Here is a 25,390-nt window from a genome sequence, read left to right as displayed (position 1 = left end):
CCGGGGGACTAGTGGCGCGGGCCGGAACCCGGCTCGCGCGGCGGGCGGGTCCACCCACCCAGCGGCGCCGACCCCGGGGCCGATGCGTCCTCCGCCTGGCCCGGCTCGGCCGCAGTCTCGGGTGAGGCGGGCTCCGCCGCTTCCGCCGGCACGACGGCGGGTGGTTCCGCCGGCGCCGAAGGCTCGGCGGGGGCGGTGGTCGGGGCCTGAACGGCAGGGGCAAGCGGCTCGGCCGGGGCGGCCGGCGGCGCCGACGGCGCCCACGCGGCGTCGGGGGCGGGAGCCGGGGGCGCGAGGCGGCGGGAGGCCTCGTCCTCGGGGGCGGGGACGGCTGCGATCGGCGGATGCCCGGGGTCCTGGATCGGCACCTGCGGCGCGGCCTGCTCGCTCGGCGCCTGGGTCCAGGGTTGGGGCGGCGCCGCGTCCCAGGGACCCGCCGACTGGGCGGGGGCGGCGGGTGCCGCGGGCGCCGCGGGTGCCGGGCTGAACGCGGCCGGGGCGGCCTGGCCTGCCGCCGGGGCGGAGCCGGGAGCGGGCGCTGCCGGCGGCGCTGGAACGTACCCGGGCGCCGCGGGCTGGGCGGCCCCGGGGCCCGGGTAGCCGCTCGGCGCGGGGAAGCCCGGGGCCGGAGCGGGGGCGGTGGCCGGCCCGGCTCCCCAGCCCTGCGGGGCGGCCGCCTTCGGCGCTGCCTGCGGCAACGGCACGCTCGGCGTGCTCGGAAGGCCCGCGCTCAGGAAGCCGCGCAGCCCCGCGGACATCGCCCGGAGCAGCGGGATGGCGACGTAGCGGGAGAGCGCCTCGATCGCGAGACCCACGAGCGCCAGGACGAGGAAGCCCCAGCCGGCGGGCCCGATGCTTCCGGAGCCGCCGGCCCGCTCGCCGAGCGACATGCCGAAGCCGAGCCGGTCGACGATGAGCAGGGCGAGCCCGAGCACGAGGTACACGGCGGGCAGCGCGGCCCACTCGAGCGGGTTGCTCCCCGGCATGCCGCGGCGGACCCGCCAGCGCACGGAGGCCAGCACGAGCCACACGAGTCCGAGCAACACCACGATGGGCCAGACCCACCCGGGCACGCCCTCGGAGAAGAGCGAGAACGACGTCCCCGCGCTGGCGCTGAGGCCGACGGTGGCCGAGCCCCCCATGCTGAACGGGATGAAGTAGCCCATCTGGAACAGCATGGTGCCGAGGAAGGGAAGCACGAGCGGGAGGGTGAGCAGCGGTTCGGCGCTCTCGGCCTTCACGCACAGGTAGATGGTGGCGATCACGCCGAGCAGGAGCCCCAGCGTCCACAGGTGCCACAGCGCCGTGGCGGAGGCGTCGCGTGCCAGCTGGCCCCACGGCCCCGAGCCGCGAGGGCGCAGAGAGAAGTAAACAAGCGTGCCGACGATCGCCCACACTCCGAGGAAGCCGAGGAACGACGCCGAGCGCAAGGTCAGTTGGGAGCTCGAGTCCTGAGACGCGAGGGGGATGAGGGCGGTGAGGACCGTGACGATCACGGCCGCCCCGAGGCCGGTGGCCGCCCCCAACACGGCGCGCGGCGCCCAGTGGGGTGCCGTGACCGCTGTGCCGAGCCGAGGCGCGAGCCAACGCAGCACCGCCCACGACGCGAGGGGCACCACCAGCGGAAGGAAGAAGAAGGCGACCCGACCGCTCAGTGACAGGATGCTCGCGGACGACTCCATGCCGCCGCCGAGCACGCCCAGGTAGCCCATGCCCCAGAGCTGAATGGTGGCGGGGAACCACTGCCCGGTCATGTCGTCGCTGAGACCCACCCTGGAGATGCCGTTCAGCGCGGAGGTCGCCTGCTGCAGGGAGAGCAGGACCGTGACGAGGGAGGCGAGGAGGCCGGCGCCGAGGGCGAGGCCCCCGAGCAGCGCCGCCCGCAGCCAGGCTTGCTTCGGGATGCCGGCGATCCACCAGGGAAGCGAGGCGCCGCCGCTCGGGCCCCCGGCGGCGACGACCGGGGCGCCCGGGTAGCCGACGGCGGGCTGGGCGGCCGGGGAGGGCACGGCCTGGCCCGGCTGGGCGCCGAAGCCGGCGGGCTGAACCGGGGGTGGGGTGTAGCCGGGCGCGGCCGGGTAGGCGGCGGCCCCGCCCGGGAAGTCCGGGGGCACGACGCCGGCCGGCTGGGCCGGCGCGAGACCCGGCTGAGAGCCGGGCTGGCCCGGGTAGCCGGGTTGACCGGGCTGACCCGGCTGGGCGGGTGCCGCCGGCGTGGCCGGTGGCTGGGTGGCGCCGGGCCACGGCGCGGCGGGCGGCGTTCCTGGGGCCTGCGGGGGCCAGGGTGCGCCGTTGTTCGGCGTGCCCGGGCCCTGGGGCGACGGGGGAAGCGTCATCTGGTGCTCCTCGAGGTGATCTCGGAAGGTGGTCTGGTGGGGCGGACGGGCGGTGGCCCGCCCAACGCCGAAGTGGCGTCACCCCCGCGTGCGGGGATGACGCCACCGTGTGGGCTTAGGGCCGCCAGCCGGTCTGTGGGGGCTGGTGCCCGGGCTCGCCGGGCTGCGGCGGCTGACCCCACGCGGGGGGCTGCTGCTCATCCTCGGCCGGCTGGGCGTCGGGGGCCGGTTGGCCCCACTGGCCCTGCTGTCCCGTGGCGTTCTGCCCGCCCCAGGCCGGGGTGGCCGCCGGAGGCTCGGGCGGGGCGCCCCATGCCAGCTGGGCCGGCTGAGGGGGCTGCGCGCCCGGAGTCGGTGCAGCCTGCTGCGCCGGGGGAGCCCCCCAGGAGGGCTGCGCCGGCTGCTCGGGGGCCGCCGGTGCGTTCTGCTGCGGGGCGGGTGCGCCCCAGGCCGGCTGGGCGGGGGCCGCTGGCTGCTCCGGGGCGGCCGGCTGGGCCTGCTGCGGCGCCGGGGCACCCCACGCCGGCTGCTGCGGCTGAGCCGGTGCGCCGGGGGCACCGCCCCAGGCCGGCTGGCTCGGCTGAGCCGGTGTGGAGGGCTGCGCGGGCTGGGCAGCGGGGGCGCCATCCCAGGCCGGCTGCGCGGGCTGGGCCGGTTGAGCGGCCTGAGCGGCGCCGTCGCCCCACGCCGGCTGGCCCTGCTCGGCCGGCTGACCCGGCTGTGCGGGGGACTGGCCGCCCTGGGACTGTCCGCCCCACGCGCCCTGCGCCGCGGCGGGCTGGCCCCAACCGGGCTGGCCGGCCTGGGGAGCGCCCCATCCGGCGGGCGCGGTGCGCTGACCCTGCAGGCTGGACCAATCGGCGTCCAGGCGCAGGCCCAGGAGGCCGCGCAGGCCGCCGGCCGAGCGCAGGATCGCCGGCGCGAGGTAGCGCGAGAGCCCCTCGACGACGAAGCCGAGAGCGGCGATGAGCGCGATGCTCCACGGGGAAACCATGCCCACCACGGTGCGGACGCCCTCCTCGAAGCTCTTGGCCGAGAAGTTGGCCACGCTGCCCACGGAGATGGAGGTCAGGAAGATGACGAGCGCGCCCACCAGGTACACGGCCGGAAGCGTGAACCACGAACGCGGCGAGCTCTGCTGCCCGGCGCGCAGGCGCCAGCGCAGGGAGGCCCAGAGCAGGCCGATGACGAGCATGAGCATGGAGACGAGGATCAGCCACCACGAACCCGTGCCGAAGACAGAGAGCCAGCTATCGCCCGAGCCGAAGGCACCGAAGGTGGAGAGATTGAAGCCGTTGAGGATGCCCATGAAGGCGGTCGCGTCGATGCCGCCGCCTCCCGCGGGCCCGCCGCCGGCGCTGCCGAAGATGTTCATGGTCGTGACGCCCCAGCCCGGGATGATTTCCAGGAAGGACAGCCAGCCGCGCTTGCCCGCGCTCGCCGAGTACACGAAGAAGTACACGAGCGAGTAGACGCCGCCCACGATGAGCACGTGCTCGACGAACTGCGAGCCGGCCTTGCGCGTGATGCTCGGCAGGAGCGAGTCGCCGCGGGGCGAGTAGGCCAGGTAGGCAACGAAGCCCACCGAGATGAGAGCGATGATGATGCCCAGCGCGCTCACGGCCTTGAGTGAGATGCGTCCCTCACCCTGGGAGATGCCCCAGTGCACCGTGAGGGCCAGGACGAGCATGAGCGCGAAGAAGACGATCGACGTGACGCCGGCCAGGATGAGCCGTGGCGCCCCCTTGCCCACGGGCACCTTGCGCAGCAGCAGGCGGCCGAGGAGCAGGACGCTGAGCAGCGTCACGGTCACCACGAACATGCCGGTGGAACCCCACGAGAGCGCCTGTGTCTTGTCCCCCTGGGTGTAGGCCAGGGTGCGGGTGTTGCCGAAGGAGCCGGAGATCCACGTGGGGATCGAGGCGAAGAAGTTGCCGCCGCCCACCTTGGATCCGAGGGCCGCGCTCTGCAGGAGCATCACGATCGAGGAGGCCACGGCCGCCACGAGATAGGCGGCCACGCCGATCAGCGCCGCGAGGCCGAGATGCCGGCCGCTCAGTCCGAGCCCCCCGGCGGCGGCGGGCGCGCCGCCCTGCCACGCGCCGTCGGGCGTTTGCCACTGTTGCTGTTGGGTGCCCTGCCCCCACGTGGGCTCGGCGCTCTGGGCCCCGAAGCCGCCGTAGGCGGCGGAGGCCGGAGGTCCCCAGGACTGCGGGGCCGGAGAGCCGGGCTGCGGCGGCTGAGCACCACCCCACGGCGGGTTCGGCGTCTGCTCGCTCATGAATCGTTCCCCCTTGAAAGTGCGTCGGTGCCGCTGCCTTGGCCGGCGCGAGACCTGACGATGTCAGTAAAAATACTCATTCCACTGGAGGAAGGGCAACGCCGCCGCGCAATCTCGCGGGATCTTGGCCCGCTCTTACGTCGCGCGACGGGCCTGCTTAGGCTGGGCACGACGACGCGTCGACACGGGGGGATGGGCATGGCCACGAAGGCGATCAGCGCACTGAGGAACATCGGCGAGTGGGGGCAGCGCCCGCGGGGCGCCGAGGAGATCCTGGACGAACAAGACGCCACGCGGATTCCCTCGCTCGTGGGGGTGCGGCAGGAGCGCATGGCGGAGTCGCCCTTCGCCTTTTATCGCGGCGCGGCCGCGGTCATGGCCTCCGATCTCTCGGCCGCGCCCTACTCCGGGACAGCCGTTCTGAGCTGCGGCGACGCGCACCTCGCCAACTTCGGCCTCTTCGGCACGCCGGAGCGGCACGTGGCGTTCGATGTGAACGACTTCGATGAGGCGGCGCCCGCGCCGTGGGACTGGGACATCAAGCGCCTCCTCACCTCGGTGCACCTCGCGGCGCGCGCCAGCGGCGCAACGGTCGACGACGCCTGGGACGCCTCCCGGCGCGCGGCCCGCGCCTACCGCAAGGCGCTGCGCCGCTTTGCGGGGATGACCTCGATCGAGCGCTTCTACGCCTCCGTCGACACGGGCGATCTCCAGGAGCTGCTCCTGAGCAAGGCCTCGGCGGCGGGCAAGAAGGCCAAGCGCCGGGCGGCCGAGGCGGCGCGCCTGGTGGGCCAGGCGGAGCGCTCGGCGCGCAAGCATACGAGCGACCGGGCGCTCAAGCGCTTCGCCGTGGTGGACGAGGCGGGCGGCGCCCGGCTCGTGGACCAGCCGCCACTGACCCAGCACGTGGAGGCCATGGGCGTCGGGGACGCTCGGGGCCTGTTTCGCGCCTACCTCGGCACGCTGGACCCGGACGCCCGCGCGCTGCTGAGCGGCTTCGAGGTGCAGGACGTGGTGCTGCGCGTGGTCGGCGTGGGCTCGGTGGGCACGCGCTGCTACATCGCGCTGCTCCGGGACGGCCAGGGGACCGAGCTGCTCCTGCAGTTCAAGCAGGCCCAGGAGTCGATGCTGCTGAGCTACGGCGGCGCCAAGCAGCCGGCCCGCGTGCGCCGCGAGGAGCAGGGGCACCGCGTGGTGGATGCCCAGCGCGTGCTCCAGGCCCACTCGGATCGCTTCCTCGGCTACGCCCGTGGCGCGGCCGACGAGCACTTCGGCGGGGCCAAGGTGGACCACTACTGGCGCCAGTTCAGGGACATGAAGGGCGGGGTCGACCTGTCCACGCTGAACCTGGGGGAGCTCGCGGCGCTGGCCTAGGCCTGCGCCGCGCTGCTCGCCCGCGCCCACGCGCAATCGCCCGGCGCGCTGGAGCTGGCCCCGCAACTCAAGGGTCGCCGCGACGTGGACGCCGCCCTCGCCACGTGCGCGCTCGAGTACGCCCAGCAGACCGAGCAGGACCACGCCGAACTCGTGGCGCGGCTCGGTGCGAACGCGGGCTGATCTTCGCCATAGAGCCTCGATTCCGGGCGGGCCGCACGCATCCTCGCTACGATGGAGGCGGACGTGACCGGCCCCACTGATGCTGCCGGTGATGAGTTCCTTCCACACCTTCATCACGAGGAGTTTCAGTGCCCGTCGCAACCCCGGCCAAGTACAACGAGATGCTGGACGCCGCCAAGAACGGCAAGTTCGCTTTCCCCGCCATCAACGTCACCAGCTCGCAGACGGTCAACGCCGCGCTCGCCGGCCTCCAGGCCGCCGGCTCCGACGGCATCCTGCAGGTCTCCACGGGCGGCTCCGCCTACTTCTCCGGCTCCTCCGTGAAGGACATGGTCCGCGGCTCGCTCGCGTTTGTTGCCTACATCCGCGAGGCCGCCAAGTCCTACGACATCAACGTGGCCCTGCACACCGACCACTGCCCCAAGGACAAGCTGGACGGCTTCGTCCTGCCGCTGCTCGACGCCTCCGCCGAGGAGGTCGCCGCCGGCCGCGACCCGTTCTTCAACTCGCACATGTGGGACGGCTCCGCCGAGACCCTCGAGGAGAACCTGCGCATCGCCAAGGAGCTCCTGGCCCGCACCAACGCCAACCACCAGATCCTTGAGGTGGAGATCGGCACCGTGGGCGGCGAGGAGGATGGCGTTGAGAACGCCATCAACGAGAAGCTCTACACCACGGTCGAGGATGCCCTCGCGACCGTCGAGGCCCTCGGCACCGGCGAGAACGGCCGCTACATCACGGCCCTGACCTTCGGCAACGTCCACGGCGTGTACAAGCCGGGCGGAGTAAAGCTGCGCCCGGAGATCCTCAAGGACATCCAGGCCGAGGTCGGCGCCAAGCTCGGCAAGTCCGAGCCCTTCGACCTGGTCTTCCACGGCGGCTCCGGCTCCAGCGACCAGGAGATCGCCGACGCCGTCTCCTACGGCGTCATCAAGATGAACGTCGACACCGACACCCAGTACGCCTTCACGCGTCCCGTGGCCGGCCACATGTTCTCCAACTACGACGGCGTCCTGAAGGTGGACGGCGAGGTCGGCAACAAGAAGACCTACGACCCGCGCGTCTGGGGTGCCGCCGCCGAGGCCGGCATGGCCGAGCGCGTGGCCGAGGCCGCCCGCCAGCTGGGTTCCGCCGGCAAGTCGGTCAAGTGAATCTCGGCGACAACCTCCTCGGCGTCCCCGCGACGCTCCTGCCGGTGAACGCCGAGCTGGACGCGCGCTTCGCCGCGGGGGACGAGCCCGAGGACCTGGCGCGCCAGTTCCCCGCGGCCCAGCTGCCCTGGGCCCTCATGGCCGAGGACGCCTGGCACGAGGGCCGCGAGGTGGAGTCCTACGCCTTCGCCCGCGTCGGTTACCACCGCGGCCTGGACGCCCTGCGCAAGGCCGGCTGGCGCGGCCAGGGCCCGGTCCCGTGGGAGCACGAGCCCAACCGCGGCTTCCTGCGAGCCCTCTACGCGCTGCGCCGCGCCGCCGGGGCCATCGGGGAGACGGAGGAGGTCGATCGCATCGGCCAGTTCCTGCGCGACTCCGATCCCACCGCGATCGAGGCGATCGAGGCCGGGGCGTAAGGGTCTCAACCGCGCTGAAAGCCCGACGGCGCCCGCTCACGTGGGCGGGCGCCGTCGGGCTTTTCGCTGTCCCCGCCATTCCCCGATCGGAGTGCGACATGTCGCCACAACGCAGCTTTTGACGACATGTCGCACTCCGATCAGGGGAGGCACGAGGCGGAGTCGTGGAGGAGGGTTGCCCTTCCCTGGTGCCCGGTGCGCGGCGGTCGGTGGGTTATCTTGGCGCGGCGCATAACGGCCCGGTGACGAATGGTGTTTTGAGCCCTGTGAGAGGGCGTTTCTCTGGAACGATGAGAGCTACATACACGCCGCGCCGTTGCCGAGGAGCACCATGTCCCGCCCTGTCACCCGTCGAGCCCTTTCCGTCACCTCCGCAGCGGCCTTGGGGGCCGCGCTGACGCTGGCCCCCGCGGCCGCGGCGATGGCCGACGACGACGCGGCGGCGCCTCCCGCGGTGGCCTCCCCTTCCGCTCCCGCGGCGGCTCCCGAAGCTCCGGTTTCGGCTCCGGCGGCGCCCGCCGTCGATGCCGCACCCGCTGCGCCCTCGACCCCCGCCGCTGCCGTCGCGAGCGTGGCGCCAGCCGCACCTGCTCCGGCCGACGTTCCGGCCGACACCCCGGCCGCGGAGTCCCCCGCCCCCGCGGTGGAGGCGCCCGCCGTGCCGTCTGCGCCCGCCGCCGAAACCCCGGCTGAGGTGTCAGTCGAGGAGCCGGCCGCTGAGACCCCGGCCGCCCCCGAAACCGACGCCTCCGGCGCCCCGTCCGCCGGCGCCCCGTCGGGCGAGGAGGCCCCCGCTCCCGAGCAGCCCGCCGCCGGTGCCGAAGGCACCGAGGGCGCCGCCTCGTCCGCGACCCCGGCCGCCCCGGAAGCCGACGCCTCCGGCGTTTCGTCCGCCGACGCGTCGTCGTCCGCTGGGCCGGAGACCGACGCCTCCGCGCCCGCCGCCCCGGCCGAGGGTGCCCTAGAAGCGACCCCCGAGGTCGATCCCTTCGCCGCGCTGAGCCCGCTGGCCGCCCGCTCGCTCGCGGCCCCCGCCGCCGTCCAGGTCCCGGACGACGCCGCCTCCACCGAGTCGACCCAGGCCCCGACCGAGACCAGTGGCGCCACGATCGACCCGGCGTTGCGCGAGGAGTACCTGGCGGACCTGAAGGATCGCTTCCCCAAGAGCGACCCCAAGCACCTCGCCTCGCTGAGCGACGACGATCTGGTCATGCTCGCCGTGATCGACGACGCCATGAATGGGATCCAGAGCAAGGAGGAGGCGGTGTCCTTCTTCCTCTCCGACGACGCGCTGATGTTCCTCGACTTGCTCTTCGGCGAGGACACCACCGACAAGTACGGCGCAGCCATCGAGGCGTACCTCAGCGGCGGCTCGCGCGCCGAGCTGGCCGCTTGGTACCGCGCCACGTTCGGTGCCGACGCCGAGACCGCGGCCGACTTCGCCCGCTCCATCTCCGATGCGCTGGACGAGGAGAGCGGCACGGACGAGGGCTCCACGCCGGGCAAGCCCGCCAAGCCGGTCTCGGTGAGCAAGCCCGCCAAGCCTGCCCCCGCCAAGCCGGCCAAGCGGGTGCCGAGCAAGGCGGCCGAGGTGGCCAAGGCCGCTCCCGCGGCGAAGCCGGCCTCAACGCAGGGCCTCGCGGAGACGGGCTTCGATGACTTCGGCGCCGCGGGCCTCGGCGTCCTGGCGCTCCTGGCCGGCGGCCTCGCGACGGTCGCCGCGCGCCGCGTGCGCTACTGATCCAGCTGGTGGCGACGGCCCCGGGGGTTTCGACTCCCGGGGCCGTCGCCCGTGCCGACTAGACTGATCCGCGCCCCCGCACCACCCACGTGAAAGGCCCGCCTTGGCTAAGCTGTACTTCCGCTACGGAGCCATGAACTCCGGCAAGTCGACGGGTCTGCTGCAGGCGGCGTTCAACTACGAGGAGCGCGGCCAGCGCGTACTGCTGGCCAAGCCCGGCGTGGATACGAAGGGGGACACCTCGATCGTCTCGCGCCTCGGCGTGACCCGCGCGGTCGACCTCGTCATCCCGGCCGACGGGAACGTGCGCGAGCTCTTCGCGCAGGCCTCGCGCGGCGACGCGCCCGAGGCGCTGGTGCCCCACGTGGATGTGCCGCCCGTGGCCTGCCTGCTCGTGGACGAGGCGCAGTTCCTCTCCCCGGAGCAGGTGGACGACCTGCTGCGCATCGCCGTCCTGGATAACGTCCCGGTGCTGGCCTACGGCATCCGCACCGACTTCCTGACGCACGCGTTCCCCGGCGCCCAGCGCCTGCTCGAGGTGGCGCACACGCTCGAGGAGCTCAAGACCATCTGCCGCTGCGGGCGCAAGGCCGTGTTCAACACGCGCCGGGTGGACGGCAAGATCGTGTTCGACGGCGATCAGGTCGCCATCGACGGCGAGGACGTCTCCTACGAGTCGCTCTGCGCGTCCTGCTACCTGGAGGAGTCCGGCGGCCGGCTGGGCTGAGGCCTGGTCACGGCGAGCCTTCGATTTCGGACAAACTCCGCGCTTTCGGCGGGCTTTTTGGCCGTTTTCGCGGAGCTCCACTGAACGACGACGCAGCTCGCCTCGATTTCGGACGGCCCCTTGCCGCCGTGCCAGACTGACCGCTACCTTATCGTTCGTCGATATTAACGATGAACGATAAGTGGGGCGACGGTGAAGGTGCTCAGTTGGATGACCGTGGCAGCTGCCGTGCTGGTGGCGGCCGTGGTGAGTGGATTGTTCGTGAAGATGGTCGATCGGCGTCGAGTGCCTGAGGACGCGGCGTCTCTTCCTCGTTCGACTCCGGTCGCCCTCGCGCGATTTTGGGCCTGGGCGGCCATCGTGGTCTTTTCGATCGGCGGCCTCCTGCGCCTTATCGGCGTGTTGATGAGCGATGCCGTCGAATTTGATGACGTGCCCGTTGGTACGTACTGGCCGCAGGTGCCGGCGGGCCCCATTGCGGAGCCTGCGCCTAGCAATGACGGGATGACGCTCGTCAGCGGGAGCATGAGCAAGGCGGACATCTTTGTGCAGGGCGTCGGTTGGGGGACGCGTCTCCTGCTTGCGAGCGGTGACCTGCTCATCGCCATCGCCTGCGTTGCTGTGGCGTTGCTCGTGCACCGCGCCTGCACCGACCTGCTGGTCGAGGATCCGTTCAACTCGACGCTGCGCCGCCGGGCGTGGTGGACCGCCATCATTGTGTTGGTGGCCGGGTTTGGCGGGGGACTCCTTCAATTCATGGCCCAGGCCCAGGCGGGTAACGCGGCGCTTCCCTGGTGGCGGGTCGATCCGAACGCTGCGCCGGAAGTGCGCGAGCCTGACGAAGTCGATGTCGAGACGGAGGGCACGCAGGCGATGCCGCTCCCGGACGGGCCCCACTTCGGGGGAGGGGAGATTGCTTTCACTCCGCTCTGGGTGGCGATCGTGATCATCGTGGTCGTCGAACTGCTCAACGCCGGCGTGAAGCTGGCCGCGGACAAGGCGCGCCCGGCCAAGGACGTGGAGGGCTTGGTGTGAGCCCGGCCGAACCCCTCGAGGAGGACCTCTCCGGCGTCCACTGCCGCCTGACCGAACTGCTGTCCGAGCGGGGCATGACGGTCACGGAGCTCAGCGCCGCCGTGGGGGTCTCGATCGTGAACCTCTCGGTCCTGAAGAACGACCGCGCCAAGGCCATCCGCTTTTCCACCCTCGTGGCGATCTGCCGTGCGCTGGACTGCGAGATCGGTGAACTACTCGTTCTGGCGTGATGCTCGAAACGGTGGCGATACTCTGCGCGGGCGAATCAAAGCACAGTCATTTTTTTGGGGGAAAGATGAAAAAGAACGCCCTGTTCCTGCCCGCCCTGGCGATCGCCGCCTTGGGCCTGAGCGCCTGCGGCGGCGGCACCGCTCCAGGCGTGAGCTCGACCCCATCCTCGGCCCCGAGCAGTGCGGCAGCTCCCGCCACCACCGCGGCGAGCTCAGCTACCACCTCCACGCCGGCCGCCGAGACGACGTCCGCGGCCCCGACCTCGGCGTCCACGGAGGCGTCGAGCTCCGCGGCAGCGGCCAGCTCGAACGCCAAGCCCGCAGCGGAGGGCAAGGTCATGAAGTCCGGCGCCGCCAAGTCCCTGCCCGCCACAGTCATGGGCTTCACGGCCGACGCCGGCAGCGGCCCGGCCGTCCTCTACAAGGACGCCAACCACAAGATGATCGGGGTGGGTGCGCCGCTCTCCTCGCCGCTGGCGAGCCTGGTGGAGTACATCAAGAAGGACAAGACCCGGGCCGGCACCGGTTGGTGCGGTGGAACCGGAGCGACCGACAGCATCGTCTGTTACGTGGATACCAAGGACGGGGTCATCAACCTCAGCTCCACCTCGAGCGAGATCCCGCTCGAGACCTTGGTGGCCTTCGCCAACGAACTGGCCGCCGCGGTCGGCGTCGAGTAGCGGCCCGCCGGTTCCTCCGGCGCGGCGGAAAACCGAGCCCTCCTGAACAAACCGCGTCCTCGAGGACGCGGAAAGTCCAGGAGGGCTCGGTTTTTCGTGGGGGTGTGAGCCGGGTGCGTGCGTGCGCAGCTCCGGACGGCTACGCCCGCGCCCAGCGCTCCATCGCCTCGCGCACGCGCTCCAGCGCATGCTCGACGGCGGGCGGTTCCGTTTCGCGGGCCGCGGCGGCCCGCGCGCCCTCCTGATGGTCGGCGACCGCGCCGAGCACGAGGTCCAGCGCGCCGCGCGCCCACGCCTGGCGGGCCGCAACGCCCGCGCCCACGCCGGCCGCACCGGCGAGCTCCTCGAAGGCAGCCAGCGCGCTGACGACCTCGGGGCGCCAGGCCAGCGCCACGCGGACCACGTCCGCGGCGTCCGGCACCGGAAGCAGTGTGGAGGCGAGCCAATCGCCCAGGCCCACCGCGTCGTCGTGCACCGGAAGCGTGTCCATCAAGGCCTCGGTGACGGCCACGAGCAGGTCCTGCTTGCTGGCGACGTGCCAATAGAGGGCGCCGGGCTGCACGCCGAGCTCGCGCGCGAGCCGGCGCATCGTGAGGTCGCCGAGCCCGTATTCGCGCAGGATGCGCGTGGCGGTCTCCACCACGGTGTCGCGCGAAAGGGCCATGCTCCCCACCCTATCGGCGCTTCCCCCTTCCGCTCGCCGCCGTGACTGCGGCACGCTGGGGGTCATGACCACCCCGCTGCGGATCGCGATCATCGGCCACGCCTTCATGGGCCGCGCCCACGCCCACGCCTGGCGCACGGCGCCCGCCTTCTTCGACCTCCCGCTCAAGCCCGAGGTGGTGCTCGCCGTGGGCCGGGAGGGCTTCAAGGCCCAGGAGTTCGCGGACACCTGGGGCATCCCGGAGATCTCCACGGATTGGCGCGAGGCGATCGCGCGCGAGGACATCGACGTCATCGACATCTGCACGCCCGGCGACACCCACGCGGAGATCGCCATTGCCGCGCTCCAGGCGGGCAAGCACGTCCTGTGCGAGAAGCCGCTCGCCAACACGCTCGCCGAGGCGACGGCCATGGCGCGGGCGGCGGAGGAGGCCCACGCGGCCAGCGGCGCCCTGGCGATGTGCGGCTTCAGCTACCGCCGCACGCCGGCCCTGTCCTACGCCCGCCAGCTGGTGGAGGAGGGCTTCCTCGGCCGGCTCTGGCAGGTGCGCGCTCAGTACCTGCAGGACTGGCTCGCCGACCCCGAGGCCCCGTGGGTCTGGCGGCTCGCCTCCGAGCTGGCCGGCTCGGGCGCCCTCGGCGACATCGGCTCGCACATCATCGACGCCGCGCAGTGGGTCTCCGGGCACACGATCGAGGGCGTCTCCGCGCTCACCTCCACGTTCGTCGACGCGCGCCCCCTGCCGGACGGCGGGCGCGGTGAGGTGGACGTCGACGACGCCGCCGTCTTCTCGTCGCGCCTGAGCGGCGGGGTGCTCGGTGCCTTCGAGGCCACGCGCTACGCCACGGGCCGCAAGAACGCGCTGCGCGTTGAGCTCTCCGGCACGGAGGGCGCCATCGCGTTCGACCTCACGGACTCCAACTTCGTGGAGCTCTACCGGGTGGCCGACGGCGAGCGGGCCGGTTTCGCGCGCATCGACGTCAGCCAACCAGGCCACCCCTACGCGGCCTGGTGGCCGCCGGGCCACGCGCTCGGCTACGAGCACGCCTTCAGCCACCAGGCCGTGGACTTCGTGCGCGCCGTGGCGGCGGGGGAGCAGCCTCGGCCCTCCTTCGCCGATGCCGCCCAGGTGCAGGCCGTGCTGGACGCCGTGCAGCGCTCGGCCGCCGCCGACGGTGCGCTGACCGCGCCCACGGCCTGAGCTCCCTCGCTCCACGCGTTTCCTTCATCTCCACGCGGGGATCTCAGTGGAGATGAAGGAAGCGCGTGGAGTGGTCACGGCGCGATCCACATCGATCAACGAAGGGACGAAGTCATGCGTGAAAAGTCGCCGACCACGCCCGAGTCGCTCGCGGCCTTCGACGCGCTCAAGGCCGAGCTGGCCGGGGCGGGGGTGGTGGAGGGTGCCATGTTCGGCACCCGCGCCCTGACCTTGGGAGGCAAGGCGCTGGCCTGCCTCTCCGGTAACGAGTTTGCAGTGAAGCTGCGCCGCGACACCCCGGAGATCGAGGCGGCGCTGGCCCTGCCCGGTGCCCAACTCTTCGACCCCTCCGGCAAGGGCCGCCCCTTCAAGGACTGGGTGCTCATCCCGGAGGGCGGCGACGCCCACTGGGCCGCGCTCGCGGAGGACGCCCTGCGCCTCGCGTCGGAGTCCTAGCCCCTCTTGTCCACGTACTGACCAGTCGGTCCGCGGGCGTGGCCGCCACGAGCCGAGAATCGGACCAGATGGGGAGCGGGCTGGGTCCCACCCGGCTCCACACCGAACCCGGCCCCGCGCCGCGGGTCGCCCACCGCCCGACCCGCCCGGCCGCCGTCGTACGTTGGATCCACAGCTTTGAGGCGCGAAATACCCGCCTCATTGCGCGAAACCGGCCTCAAAGCGCCGGAGAGGACCGCGCCCCGGGGTCTCCCGGTGCCCCGCGACGACACAGCCTTTAGCGTTTCTCCCTCCGGCGGGTAAACTTTGATCGCAAGAGCCTCTTGCACCCGCCGCCTCAACTCGAAGAGCGCGCGATGTGGGAGGCGTTCCTGTGTCCGGGCAACCGGGCCCCGGCACGGAGCCGGAAACCGCCGCGCAACGCGGCACACGGAGGGGAGAACCCGATGCCAGCGATCGTCATCGTCGGCGCCCAGTGGGGCGACGAGGGCAAGGGCAAGGCCACCGACCTGTTGGGCGGCCGCGTTGACTACGTGGTCAAGCCGAACGGCGGCAACAACGCCGGCCACACCGTGGTCGTGGGCGGGGAGAAGTACGAGCTCAAGCTCATCCCGGCCGGCATCCTCTCCGAGAACACCATCCCGATCCTTGGCAACGGCTGCGTCATCAACCTCGAGGCCCTCTTCGAGGAGATGGACGCGCTCGAGTCCCGCGGCGCCGACACCTCGCGCCTGCGCGTCTCGGCCAACGCCCACCTCGTTGCGCCGTACCACCAGACCATGGACAAGGTCTCCGAGCGCTTCCTCGGCAAGCGCGCCATCGGCACCACGGGCCGCGGCATCGGCCCCACCTACATGGACAAGGTCGGCCGCCTCGGCATCCGCGTCCAGGACATCTTCGACGAGTCCATCCTGCGCCAGAAGGTGGAGGGTGCGCTTCGCCAGAAGAACGAGCTGCTTGTGAAGATCTACAACCGTCGCGCCGTCACGGTGGACGAGATCGTGGAGTACTTCCTGCAGTTCGCCGAGCGCCTGCGCCCCATGATGATCGACTCCGAGCTGGTCCTGAACAACGCGCTGGACGAGGGCAAGGTGGTCCTCATGGAGGGCGGCCAGGCCACCTTCCTCGACGTCGACCACGGCACCTACCCGTTCGTGACGTCCTCCAACCCGACCGCCGGCGGCGCCTCGGTGGGTGCCGGCATCGGCCCCACACGCATCCAGCGCTCCATCGGCATCATCAAGGCCTACACCACCCGCGTGGGTGCCGGCCCGTTCCCGACCGAGCTCTTCGACGAGATGGGCGAGCAGCTGCGCACCGTCGGCGGCGAGTTCGGTGTCAACACCGGCCGCCCGCGCCGCACCGGCTGGTACGACGCCGTGCTGGCCCGCTACGCCGCGCGCGTCAACGGCTTCACCGACTACTTCGTCACCAAGCTGGACGTGCTCACGGGCATCGAGCAGATCCCGGTCTGCGTGGCCTACGACGTGGACGGCGTCCGCCACGACGAGGTCCCCATGACCCAGTCCGACTTCCACCACGCCAAGCCGATCTTCGAGTACTTCGACGGCTGGACCGAGGACATCTCCGGCGCTAAGACGCTAGAGGATCTGCCCGAGAACGCGCGCAAGTACGTCCTGGCCCTCGAGGCCATGTCGGGCTGCCGCTTCTCCGCGATCGGCGTGGGCCCGGACCGCGATCAGACGATCCAGATCCACGATCTGATCGGCCCCGTGGTCTGACGCTTGAGCCGCTTGACGCGGCCTTGATGCACGACGCCGCGGCCGTCCCCTTGTGGGGGCGGCCGCGGCGTTTGCCGTTCCCGGCTCAGGGCGCCGGCGGGCGGGAGGGCCGGGAGAGTGTGGTGCGGGCCCGGCTCCGGCGGGCGGGGAGGGGCGGTCGGTCCGACCGGCTGGGTGCCGTCCGACGGCGCTCTCGAGGGTCGGCGTCGGGCCGCCGGGCTACGCTTGACCTGACGCCGTCAGGGGTCGATCCGAGGGGGAATGCATCATGAACGACGCCGCCATCGCGGCGGTCCGGGCCGCCGTGGCCGCGGACCCGAACAACGCCGAGTTGCGCCTCGCCCTGGCCGAGCTGCTGGCCGCCGCCGGGCTGCGCTCCGAGGCGGTGACCGAGGCCGCCACGGTGCTCACGACGCAGCCGGGGAACGCCAGGGCCATGACGATCCTGACCGGGGTGGCGCAGGCCGCCGCAGCGCCGGCAGAGCCAGTCGCGCCGACCGCCCCGGACGAGCCAGCCGCGCAGACCGCCCAGGTCGAGCCCGTCGCCCCGGACGAGCCGGCCACCGGGCAGGTGCCGGTGACGCCCGCGTGGCCCGCCCCGCCGGCCCCCGAGGCCGCGCCTGAGCAGGCGGCCTTCGTCGATGAATGGGCCCCGCCGCCCGCCCCGGGCGATGTCATGAACGCCGCCCCGCCGAGCGGCGTCGGGCAGGAAGGCCCCGCCGCTCCCGCACCGGACGCCGCCGCCCAGGCGCTACCGGCCGAGCCGGCCGAGCCGGCGGTTCCCGCCGAGCCCTCCGCGGCGGCCGATTACGACTGGTCTCAGGCCGAGCAGGACCTCGGCAGCGACGTGCCCCCGCCCTTCATCGAGCACACGGTCGGCGACGGCGGCGAGGAGGGCGTGGCCCCGCTCGAGCCCCCGTTGCCGCGCGTCACCTTCGAGGACGTGGGCGGCCTGGAGAACGTGAAGGCCCGGCTCAACGAGTCCTTCATCCAGCCCATGCGCAACGCGGCGATCGCGCAGGCGTTCAAGAAATCCCTGCGCGGCGGTCTGCTGCTCTACGGGCCGCCCGGCTGCGGCAAGACCTTCATGGCGCGCGCCGTGGCCGGCGAGCTCGAGGCCGACTTCATGTCCGTGGTCATCACGGATGTGGTGGACGGCGTCCACGGCCAGACGGAGAAGAACATCCACGCCGTCTTCCAGGAGGCCCGGACCAGCGCCAGGAAGAGCCCCACGGTGCTCTTCCTCGACGAGATCGACGCCCTGGCGCTGAAGCGCTCGAGCATGTCGGGTTCCTCGTCCTGGCTGCGCTCCACCGTGAACCAGCTGCTGCTGGAGATGGACTCCATGTCCGGCAACAACGACGGCCTCTACATCCTGGCCGCCACCAACCACCCGTGGGACCTGGACGAGGCCGTCATGCGCCCGGGCCGCCTCGACCGTTCGGTGCTGGTCTCCCCGCCGGACCCGGCCGCGCGCGGGGCCATCATGCGCCGCCAGCTCGCCTCCCGCCCCGTGGCCGGCATCCACCTGGAGACGCTCGTGGGCGGCACCGAGGGCTTCTCCGGCGCCGACCTGGAGCACCTCGTCACGACCGCCTCGGAGAAGGTCATGATGGATTCCATCCAGGCCGGGCAGGTGCTGCCCATCGGCATGAACCACCTCGCCGAGGCCATGGCGGAGGTGCGCCCCTCCACGGCCGAGTGGCTCGCCTCGGCCCGCAATGTGGTGCGCTTCGCGGCGGACGGCGGCCGCTACGACGATCTGCGCGACTACCTCGAGGCCCACGACGGCGATCAGAAGAAGAGTCGCCGCAAGGGCTGGTGGTCGTGAGCGAGCTCGCGGACTCGCTGCGCCAGGTCAGCGCGCTCATCGGCCTGGGACAACTGGACGCCGCCGAACGCATCCTCATGGACACCGTGGCGGAGGGCTCGTCCTCGGCGACGTGGCACCGGCAGCGCGGCAATCTGGAGCTGCGTCGCGGCAGGTTGTCCCAGGCAGAGGAGGCCTTCCAGGAGGCCATCCGGCTGGAGCCGGCGCAGGCAGCCCATTGGTACAACCTGGCCGTCGTCGAGGCGGGCCAGGGCGAGGAGCGGGCCGCCGAGGCGCTCGAGCACATCAACCGCTCGCTGAGCCTCGACCCGCACGACGGCGACGCCCACCTGCTCGCGGCCCGCATTCTCGTGGAGGCCGGGGATTGGAGGGCAGGGGCGCCGGCCGCGCTGCGCGCCCTCGAGGAGGCCGAGCGGCTCGGCGCGGACGGCGGCAGGGTGGTCACCACCCGTGTGTGGGTGCTCGAGATGATCGGGCACAAGCAGGAGGCGCTCGACGTCGCCGCGGAGGGGCTCACGCGCTTCCCCGCGGATGCCGCGCTGCGCACCCGCTACGTCACGTTGCTTGGCCACGGCGGAGGCGCGCAGGCCGAGGCCGGTGCCTTGCTGCGCGGCACCCTCGCCGCCGATCCCCGCAATGAGGCGGCCAGGGAGGAGTTGCTGCGCCGCCTGCAGTTGCTCATGGTGCGCTCCCGCTACGCGATCCTCGTGGCGCAGGTCCTGGCCGCCGTGGCGCTGCTCTTCCCCCGCCCGGTCTCCGCGATCGTGGGTGGCGTGGGGCTCGCCGCGACGCTCCTTTTCCTTGGCCTCGACCGCCGCTCGGCCCGCAAGCTGGCCGGTGCCGAGCTCGTGGACGAGTACCTCGCTGGGCATCCAGGGCTGCGGGTTGGCCGCGCCCTGCAACTGGTCGCCGCCGTGTGCGCGTGGGTGCCGGCCGTGGTCGCCGGGCTCATCCCCGGCACCCCGGCGCTCGTCGTGGGTGCCCTCGTCTCGGTGCCGCTCGGCACGGCCCTGGCCTGGGCGGGCGGCGCGCTGGCCGTGCGTTCGGCCGCCAAGGACCGCAACGCCGAGGAATTTGGGGGCTCCGAGCGGCTGCGCACCATCGCCTGGCGCGAGGTCCGCATCGGCAAGGCCCTGCACTACGAACGCTGGGCCACCACGCTTGGCATGTTCCCCTTGGGGATCGCGGCGGTCATGCTTCCGCAGGGCTTCGGCCTCGCCGCCGTCGCGGCGGCGGCCGGGGCGGTGGTCGCCGCCGGCTCGGACGCCCTGGCCAAGATCGTGGGTGTTCAGCAGATGCGCAGCAAGAACGCGCCAGACGAGGTGCGCGAGGAGGCCCGCAGCCTCAACCTCTTCTGGGTGGGCTTCGCGATGCTCTTCCGGCAGGCGCTCGTCATTCTCCTGGCGTTCGGCGCCATGGTGCTGGGCTGGAGCAACATCGCCGATGCGATCCCTGGCGGTCCGCGCGACACGCAGCGTCAGCCCACGCCCACCCCCACGATCCCGCGCATCAGCGTCCCGAGCATCGAGCTGCCCAGCGTCCCGACCATGCCGAGCGTGGTGGTCCCGCCGCTCACCGGCACGGGCGGTTAGGCCGCCCCGGAGGGCGGACCCGCCGGGCTCGGCGGGCCCTGCCACGGCACGCCAAGGCAAGGCCCGCCCACGCACGCCAAGGCACGACGGCGCCCGCGCGCCGTCGTGCCCCGGCTCACCCCGGGTGGGCGCCGTCTGGGCGCCCCCGCGGAATGCGCTGAAGGCGAAGGGACTCGGAGGCCGGAGCCAGCGCCGGGGCGGCTACAGTGAGAGCAACGTGCGGCGCCCGGCGGGCGCCACAAGAGAAGGGGAACACCATGAAGATCAGTGTTGGCCAGTTCGCTCCGACCGGGGACGTCTTTGAGAACCTGGAGACGCTCGACCGTCTGGCGGGCCAGGCGAAGGCCGACGGCGCCGATCTGGTGCTCTTCCCCGAGGAATCCATGCTCGCGATCACGCGCGTGGAGGGCGACTTCCGCGCCGCCGTCGCCAAGGACTGGACGCGCTTTGTGCAGCGTCTCTCCTTCATCGCGGCCGGCCATGGCATCGCCGTGGTCGCCGGCGGCTACGAGGCCAACGGCGAGGACGCTCCGTACAACACCGTGATCGCGGTGGACGCGACGGGTGCCATCGTGGCGACCTACCGCAAGATCCACCTCTTCGACGCGTTCTCCTTCAAGGAGTCCGAGAAGATCACGGCCGGCCCCACGGATCAGCGCAGCACCTTCGAGCTGGGCGGCCTGACCTTCGGTCTCATGACCTGCTACGACATCCGCTTCCCCGAGCTCGCCCGCGACCTGGCGCTGGCCGGTGCCGACGCGCTGCTCATCGGCGCCGCTTGGTACAAGGGCGAGCACAAGGTGGCGCACTGGCGCACCCTGCTGAAGGCCCGCGCCGTCGAGAACACGGTGTGGGTGGCCGCCGCCGGAACCTCGGGTGATCGCACGGTGGGCTACTCAGCGATCCTCGACCCCATGGCGCAGCCCGTGGAGTACCTCGAGGACGAGGCCGAGGGCCTGGTCACCGCGGAGATCAGCCGCCAGCGCGTGGACGAGGTCCGCGAGTTCCTGCCCGTGCTCGCCAACCGCCGCATCGGCGTCCCGGAGCCCAGCGCGCGCTGATCCGCTCCCCTTTGCCCGTTCACTTGTTGGCTTCCTGAGCGCAAACTGGGCATCGACCGAGAACTCCGGTCGCGTTGCAGGGGGGACGCATGGAGCGACACGTTGATGTGCGCGGGGGAGGCGCTCGCTGGTACGGCCTCGCGGCCGTCACCTTGCTGTGGTTCGACGTGGTCTTGTACTCGTCGACCGTGGTGGTGATGGGTGAGATCTTCCTGCCCGGCTCCGACCCCGCCTGGGCCTGGGCTGTGGCCCTGAGCTCGGCGGGGGTCACGGTGATCTTCCGGCCGGTCGGAGGGTGGGTCGGAGGGTGGCTCGTTGACCGCTGGGGGCGTCGCCCCGTGGCGTTGCTGGCCGTCGCGGCCGGCTCCGCGACGACGCTCGTGGCGTTCCTCCCTCCCTTCGAGAGCGTGGGCGCGGTGGCCCCGCTCGGGGTGGTGGCGGTGCGTGCCCTGCAGGGCCTGGCCGTGGGGGCGATCTGGCCCTCTTTCATCGTGTGGGTCGTGGAGTCGGCCCCCGACGGGCGTCGCTGCACCGACGGGGCGTGGTGCCAGGCGGGAGTGCCCGCCGGGCTGTTGCTGAGCCAGGGGGCCGTCTGGGTTGCCCAGTCCGTGGTTCCGGGCCCGGCCTACGCCGCGTGGGGCTTCCGGCTACCCTCCTTGCTTGCCCTCATGCTTGGGGCCTTGGCCCTCTGGAGCTTGCGCAGCGGGTGGCCACCCGAGTCCACGGTCCTCGAGCGGCTGCGGCGGGAGGGGCACGAATGCAGGCGTCCCCTGAGCCACGTCCTGCGCACGAGTTGGGCCCAGGTGGTCGGCATCGCCACGCTCACGGTGATCGGCAAGATGATGGCCGTGATCATGTTCGGTGGGTTCATCCCCACGTTCGTGGAGGGGGTGGACGCCAGCCTCGGGTGGGTCGATGGGCAGTTGGCCGTCGGCTTCGGCGCCGCGGTGTGGCTGGGCACGGTGGTCGTGGCCGGGCCCGTGGCCGATCGCCTGGGGGCGCGCCGGGTGCTGCTCTTCTCCCAGCTCTTCCTCGCGGCGTGCGCCCTGCCCTTCGTCTATCTCTTGGAGTCGGCCTCGTTGCTCGCCGTCTACGCGGCGATGGTGCTGCTTGGCGTGGGCCACGGCCTGGGCACCGCCGCGCGGCCGGCGTTTGTGGTCGGCAGCTTTGCCGCCGCGCAGCGCGGGACGGGGGTTGGGGTGGCCACCGGGCTCGGGGCGCTCTCGGGCCTCGTGAGCAACGCCCTGGTGGAGCGCGCGGCGGTCGCGGCGCCGGGCGCCATGTGGCAGCTGGGAGCGACCATGACGATGTGCCTGTTGGTCGCCGCGGTGGTCGTCGCGCTGATGCGGCGGCCCGTCCAGCGGGACTATTGCCAGGTCGCCGGGTGTCTCACCAGCGATTCCGAGCATCCTCAGCCCAGCCCGTCAGCCCGTCCAAGCTGACGCTCCGGCCGTCGCTCAGCGTGGCCGAGCCAGCCCACCTGCCGAAGACCTGCACCGTGGTCCCGGCGGCAACGACGGCCTGCGTGGAGGCGGTGCGCACGTGCGCGGGGGTGATGGTGGCGTCGATCCAGCTTCCGCGGAGGCGCCAGGGCTTGTCGGGGGAGGAGAGGGAGTACTCCCAGGCGGCATCGGGCCGCGGGCCGTCCAACATGCCGTCCACGACGAGCGCGTTTTCAGTGGAGCCCGTGCCGTCCGTCCACTTGGCTCCGAGCGTGAGTCCCACGCGGTGCCCCGCCGCGTTCACGCCGGAACCGGCGGCCCAGTTCCAGTCGGTGCTGTAGCGCCAGCGGCCGCGGCCGCGGTCCAGGGTGGCCCAGGCGTCGTGGTCCAGGCGGATCTCGCGCCCGTCGACCATGACGATGCCGCTCACCGGCAACGCAGGTCCCTTGACCGTGTATTGGAAGCGCGTGGGGGACCACGGCACCACTACGGAGAGGGACTCGCCGCGCGCGTCCACCTCCAGCACGGTGGAGACGCGGGGTGTCTCCACGCGCAGGATGGTGTGGTTCTCGCCGGCAGCGTCGAAGCGGATCGAGGTGTCCCCGACCGTGCCGTGGACAAAGAACGGCGGCAGGCCCGTGGGCAGCTCGATGCGCCCGCGCGGCGTGGGGATCTTGGTGGTCTCCTCGACGATGGTCTCGCCCGTGGTGCGGTCGTGGCAGTAGAGCTGCAGCACGCACCCGAAGTCGAGGTCGGCCACGGTGAGGCCGAGGAAGAGCTCGGGGCTCGTGATGCCCCAGTAGTCCCAACGCTTGGTGCGGTAGCCGTGCAGCGCGCCGGAGGGCAGCTCGTCCGTGGTGTGCAGGGGGCGGCGCGAGAAGCCGACGGCCTCGGGGATCAGGTTCCCGCCGCGGGCGACCAGGGCGGTGGGGGACGTGATCTCGCGCATGGAGAGATTCTAGGGCTGGGCGGCGGGCGGTCGCACCGCCGGGTGCGTCGATGACGCGGGCTCGGCGGAGGCCGTGATGGCCGCGGCGTGAGCGACCCAGCCGGACTCGGCAGGCAGCCGCCGCAACTGCCGGGTCCCGAGGGCCAGCGCGGCGGACACGGCACACAAGCCGGCGCCGATGAGCAGCGTGGGCCCGCGGCCGAGGAGGGCCAGCCCCAGCCCGGCCAGGAGCGGGGCGAGCGGCATGGCGCCCGTGGCGAAGAGGTCAAGCACGGAGGTCGCGCGGCCCATGAGGTGGCTCGGCGTGGCCACCATGAAGTACCCCAGGAGGGCGGCGTTGAGCGCCGGGGTGCCGGCCATGCCCGCGGCGAGGACCGCCCCGACGGCGGCGGGGGAGTGGACCCACGGCAGCGCGAGGGTGGAGGCCGTGACGAGGACGAGCCCCAGGCCGGTCAGCAGGCCGGCCGGCACCTTGGCCACGAGGAAGGGGGCGGCGAGGGCTCCGGCGAGCATGCCCGCCCCGATGCCCGTGGACACCAGCCCGATGGTGGTCGGTGGCGTCCCGCCCTGCTGCAGGGAGTAGATCACCGTGGTCACCACCGCGTTGAAGCCGAGGTTGACGATGGTGCACACGAGCAGCGCGCCGCGCAGATCGGGTCGCCGCCACAGCCAGGCGAAGGCCTCGGCCAGCTCGGCCCGCGCCGAGCGCCGGGGAGTGCTCGAACTGCCCGACGGCGCGTGCTCGCCCGGTGCTTCCGGCTTGCCTGCCGCGGGGGTCGCCGGGGTGACGCCCGCCTGGGTCGGGTCGCCGTGCCCGGCGGCGGCGTCGGCCGGCACGCCGGGGCCCGCCGACTCGGGCGCAGGGCCCGCGGCGTCGTCGGGCAGGGCGGCGCGCCGGCGCAGGGCACGCAGGGCCCCGGCCGCGATGGTCGCGACGAGCTGGCACAGGATCATGACGGCGCCGACGAGCCAGCCGCCAGCGCCCAGGAGCAGCCCGCCGAGCGGCGCACCGCCGAGGGCAATGACGGCGTCGCGTCCCTGGTTCGAGGCCTGGGCGCGCCCGAGCGCGGAGGCGGGAACCACGTCCTTGAGGGCGGCGGAGGCGGCCGTGCCGAAGGCGCCGTTGCGGGCCGCGAGGAGCGCGTTGACGGCCAGGAGGCTCGCGAAACCGAGGGCCGGGCCGAGGGTGAGCACCGTGAACGCGACGGCGAGCACGATGCCGATCAGTCCGCCGGCGATCATGAGCCGGAGGCGATCGTGGCGGTCCGCGAGCACCCCGCCCGCCGCCGTCGCGAGCGCGCGGACGGCGAGGCCCACGGCGCCGATGACGCCGGCCTGCGCCGGCGAGCCCGTGACGCCGAGCGCCAGGAGCGGGACGGCGAAGCCCGCAAGCGAGGTGGAGAGGGCGCTCGCGGTGTCCGAGGCGAGCCACCAGCCGTAGGCGGCGCCCAGCCCGCGGCGGCGAGGGGTGCTCGGGGTGCTCGTTGCGGGCGCGGGGGCCTGTCGGGTGGTCATGCATCGAGGATAGAAGCGCAATAAAAGTTGCGCAAGAGAAATTGCGCAATGAAATCTGGGGAAGAGTGCCGAGGGGTGACTAGGGTGAACGCGTGAGCAAGAATGAGGGGCCGACGGCCGAGGAGCGCGCCACCCGCATGGCCTCCGACGAGGAGCGCGGCTTCACCACCATGTCGGCCGAGGTGCTCAAGGCCCTCGCCAACCCCCTGCGCCGCCGCATCATGAACGCCCTCGCCGCCGCGCGCTCGGGCCGCGCGGCCGACCTGGCCGAACGCCTGGACGTTCCTGCCAACAAACTCAGCTTTCACCTGCGCGTGCTCGCCGACGCCGGGTTGATCCGCGAGGACCCGAGCCTGGCCCGCGATCGCCGAGACCGCGTCTGGGTGACGGTGCGCGGAGGCCGTTCCATCGGCTCCCCCGAATCCCCCGTGGTGGATCCGGCGCTGGGGCAGGCCGTGCTGGCCGGCGTCGTCTCCGACCACATCGACATCCTGCGCCGCATCTCCGGCTGGGTGCCGCACTACGTGACGGGCGAGGATCCCGTGGTGCGCGGAACCCTCACCGATTACACGCTGCACCTCACGCGCGAGCGCTTCGCCGAGATGATCGACGAGCTCGACAAGGTGATCGCGAGCTATAAGGACGACGAACACCGGGAGGACTCCCTCGGCTGGGACTTCGTGGTGCTGGGGGCCAGCGAGGAAATCTAGGGCGTGTCTCCTAATAGGCGTTGCCAGGTGAGGATGGCGCAGAGGGTGACGCCGGCGCGGTAGGTGATGGCGA

Annotated in this window: 20 protein-coding genes and 1 pseudogene; 16 read left to right on the top strand and 5 right to left on the bottom strand. The window is 72.5% G+C overall.

The window, feature by feature from the left end:
- Nucleotides 1-8: 8 nt before the first annotated feature.
- Nucleotides 9-2,336, bottom strand: a complete 2,328-nt coding sequence (locus DWB68_RS02665; protein WP_119423601.1) for a hypothetical protein — start codon at nt 2,334-2,336, stop codon at nt 9-11.
- A 115-nt stretch (nt 2,337-2,451) separates the two neighbouring features.
- Nucleotides 2,452-4,617 carry a hypothetical protein gene (locus DWB68_RS16130; RefSeq protein ID WP_158588184.1) on the bottom strand — a complete coding sequence of 722 codons (2,166 nt, stop codon included), beginning with the start codon at nt 4,615-4,617 and terminating at the stop codon, nt 2,452-2,454.
- A gap of 60 nt (nt 4,618-4,677) precedes the next feature.
- Here DWB68_RS16130 and DWB68_RS02655 point away from each other — a divergent pair.
- The 8 genes and pseudogenes from DWB68_RS02655 (at nt 4,678) to DWB68_RS16120 (ending at nt 12,154) form a co-directional block, all read left to right on the top strand.
- Nucleotides 4,678-6,174: pseudogene (locus tag DWB68_RS02655) on the top strand (DUF2252 domain-containing protein).
- Nucleotides 6,175-6,302: 128 nt separating this feature from the next.
- Complete coding sequence (fbaA, locus tag DWB68_RS02645; protein ID WP_119423598.1) at nt 6,303-7,325, top strand: class II fructose-bisphosphate aldolase; 1,023 nt, start codon at nt 6,303-6,305, stop codon at nt 7,323-7,325.
- Complete coding sequence (locus tag DWB68_RS02640; protein ID WP_119423597.1) at nt 7,322-7,741, top strand: DUF3151 domain-containing protein; 420 nt, start codon at nt 7,322-7,324, stop codon at nt 7,739-7,741. The genes fbaA and DWB68_RS02640 overlap by 4 nt, the downstream gene beginning before the upstream one ends.
- 331 nt (nt 7,742-8,072) lie before the next feature.
- Nucleotides 8,073-9,482: a hypothetical protein gene (locus DWB68_RS16125; RefSeq protein WP_158588182.1), complete on the top strand. Its 1,410-nt coding sequence runs from the start codon at nt 8,073-8,075 to the stop codon at nt 9,480-9,482.
- Between the two features lie 103 nt (nt 9,483-9,585).
- Nucleotides 9,586-10,209, top strand: coding sequence for a thymidine kinase (locus DWB68_RS02630; protein WP_119423595.1), 624 nt, complete (start codon nt 9,586-9,588; stop codon nt 10,207-10,209).
- Nucleotides 10,210-10,419: 210 nt separating this feature from the next.
- The gene (locus DWB68_RS02625; protein ID WP_147391555.1) at nt 10,420-11,244 is read left to right on the top strand and encodes a hypothetical protein; all 825 of its coding nucleotides are present in this window, start codon (nt 10,420-10,422) and stop codon (nt 11,242-11,244) included.
- Nucleotides 11,241-11,474 carry a helix-turn-helix domain-containing protein gene (locus DWB68_RS02620; RefSeq protein ID WP_119423593.1) on the top strand — a complete coding sequence of 78 codons (234 nt, stop codon included), beginning with the start codon at nt 11,241-11,243 and terminating at the stop codon, nt 11,472-11,474. Before DWB68_RS02625 ends, DWB68_RS02620 begins: the two co-directional genes overlap by 4 nt.
- A gap of 65 nt (nt 11,475-11,539) precedes the next feature.
- Entirely contained in the window at nt 11,540-12,154 is a 615-nt protein-coding gene (locus tag DWB68_RS16120) for a hypothetical protein (RefSeq protein ID WP_158588181.1), read from the top strand.
- A gap of 139 nt (nt 12,155-12,293) precedes the next feature.
- Here DWB68_RS16120 and DWB68_RS02610 read toward each other — a convergent pair whose 3' ends face one another.
- Entirely contained in the window at nt 12,294-12,818 is a 525-nt protein-coding gene (locus tag DWB68_RS02610; protein ID WP_119423591.1) for a TetR family transcriptional regulator, read from the bottom strand.
- 64 nt (nt 12,819-12,882) lie between these two features.
- Between DWB68_RS02610 and DWB68_RS02605 the strand changes: the two genes are divergently transcribed.
- From DWB68_RS02605 to DWB68_RS02575, 7 genes are all read left to right on the top strand, one after another.
- Nucleotides 12,883-14,019, top strand: a complete 1,137-nt coding sequence (locus DWB68_RS02605) for a Gfo/Idh/MocA family protein (protein ID WP_119423590.1) — start codon at nt 12,883-12,885, stop codon at nt 14,017-14,019.
- A 114-nt stretch (nt 14,020-14,133) separates the two neighbouring features.
- Nucleotides 14,134-14,475 carry a hypothetical protein gene (locus DWB68_RS02600; protein ID WP_119423589.1) on the top strand — a complete coding sequence of 114 codons (342 nt, stop codon included), beginning with the start codon at nt 14,134-14,136 and terminating at the stop codon, nt 14,473-14,475.
- Between the two features lie 446 nt (nt 14,476-14,921).
- Nucleotides 14,922-16,217, top strand: coding sequence for an adenylosuccinate synthase (locus tag DWB68_RS02595; protein ID WP_119423588.1), 1,296 nt, complete (start codon nt 14,922-14,924; stop codon nt 16,215-16,217).
- Between the two features lie 268 nt (nt 16,218-16,485).
- Entirely contained in the window at nt 16,486-18,048 is a 1,563-nt protein-coding gene (locus DWB68_RS02590; protein ID WP_119423587.1) for an ATP-binding protein, read from the top strand.
- Nucleotides 18,045-19,640 carry a tetratricopeptide repeat protein gene (locus DWB68_RS02585; protein WP_147391554.1) on the top strand — a complete coding sequence of 532 codons (1,596 nt, stop codon included), beginning with the start codon at nt 18,045-18,047 and terminating at the stop codon, nt 19,638-19,640. Before DWB68_RS02590 ends, DWB68_RS02585 begins: the two co-directional genes overlap by 4 nt.
- Before the next feature lie 257 nt (nt 19,641-19,897).
- Nucleotides 19,898-20,701: a carbon-nitrogen hydrolase family protein gene (locus tag DWB68_RS02580; RefSeq protein WP_119423585.1), complete on the top strand. Its 804-nt coding sequence runs from the start codon at nt 19,898-19,900 to the stop codon at nt 20,699-20,701.
- 89 nt (nt 20,702-20,790) lie between these two features.
- Nucleotides 20,791-22,143 (top strand): MFS transporter, encoded by a 1,353-nt coding sequence (locus tag DWB68_RS02575; protein WP_119423584.1) that lies wholly within the window; start codon nt 20,791-20,793, stop codon nt 22,141-22,143.
- Here DWB68_RS02575 and DWB68_RS02570 read toward each other — a convergent pair.
- Both DWB68_RS02570 and DWB68_RS02565 read right to left on the bottom strand, forming a co-directional pair.
- Complete coding sequence (locus DWB68_RS02570) at nt 22,091-23,092, bottom strand: DUF2804 domain-containing protein (RefSeq protein ID WP_119423583.1); 1,002 nt, start codon at nt 23,090-23,092, stop codon at nt 22,091-22,093. The two genes, DWB68_RS02575 and DWB68_RS02570, sit on opposite strands and share 53 nt — an antisense overlap.
- 9 nt (nt 23,093-23,101) lie before the next feature.
- Complete coding sequence (locus DWB68_RS02565) at nt 23,102-24,607, bottom strand: MFS transporter (RefSeq protein WP_119423582.1); 1,506 nt, start codon at nt 24,605-24,607, stop codon at nt 23,102-23,104.
- Nucleotides 24,608-24,699: 92 nt separating this feature from the next.
- Here DWB68_RS02565 and DWB68_RS02560 point away from each other — a divergent pair, with 92 nt between their 5' ends.
- Nucleotides 24,700-25,317, top strand: coding sequence for an ArsR/SmtB family transcription factor (locus tag DWB68_RS02560; protein WP_199700359.1), 618 nt, complete (start codon nt 24,700-24,702; stop codon nt 25,315-25,317).
- Nucleotides 25,318-25,390: the final 73 nt, after the last annotated feature.

This window comes from Galactobacter valiniphilus (genome assembly GCF_003575975.1).
Lineage (GTDB): Bacteria > Actinomycetota > Actinomycetes > Actinomycetales > Micrococcaceae > Galactobacter > Galactobacter valiniphilus.
Note: the sequence above shows the minus strand (reverse complement) of the source record. Positions and strands in the feature narration are given on the sequence as shown.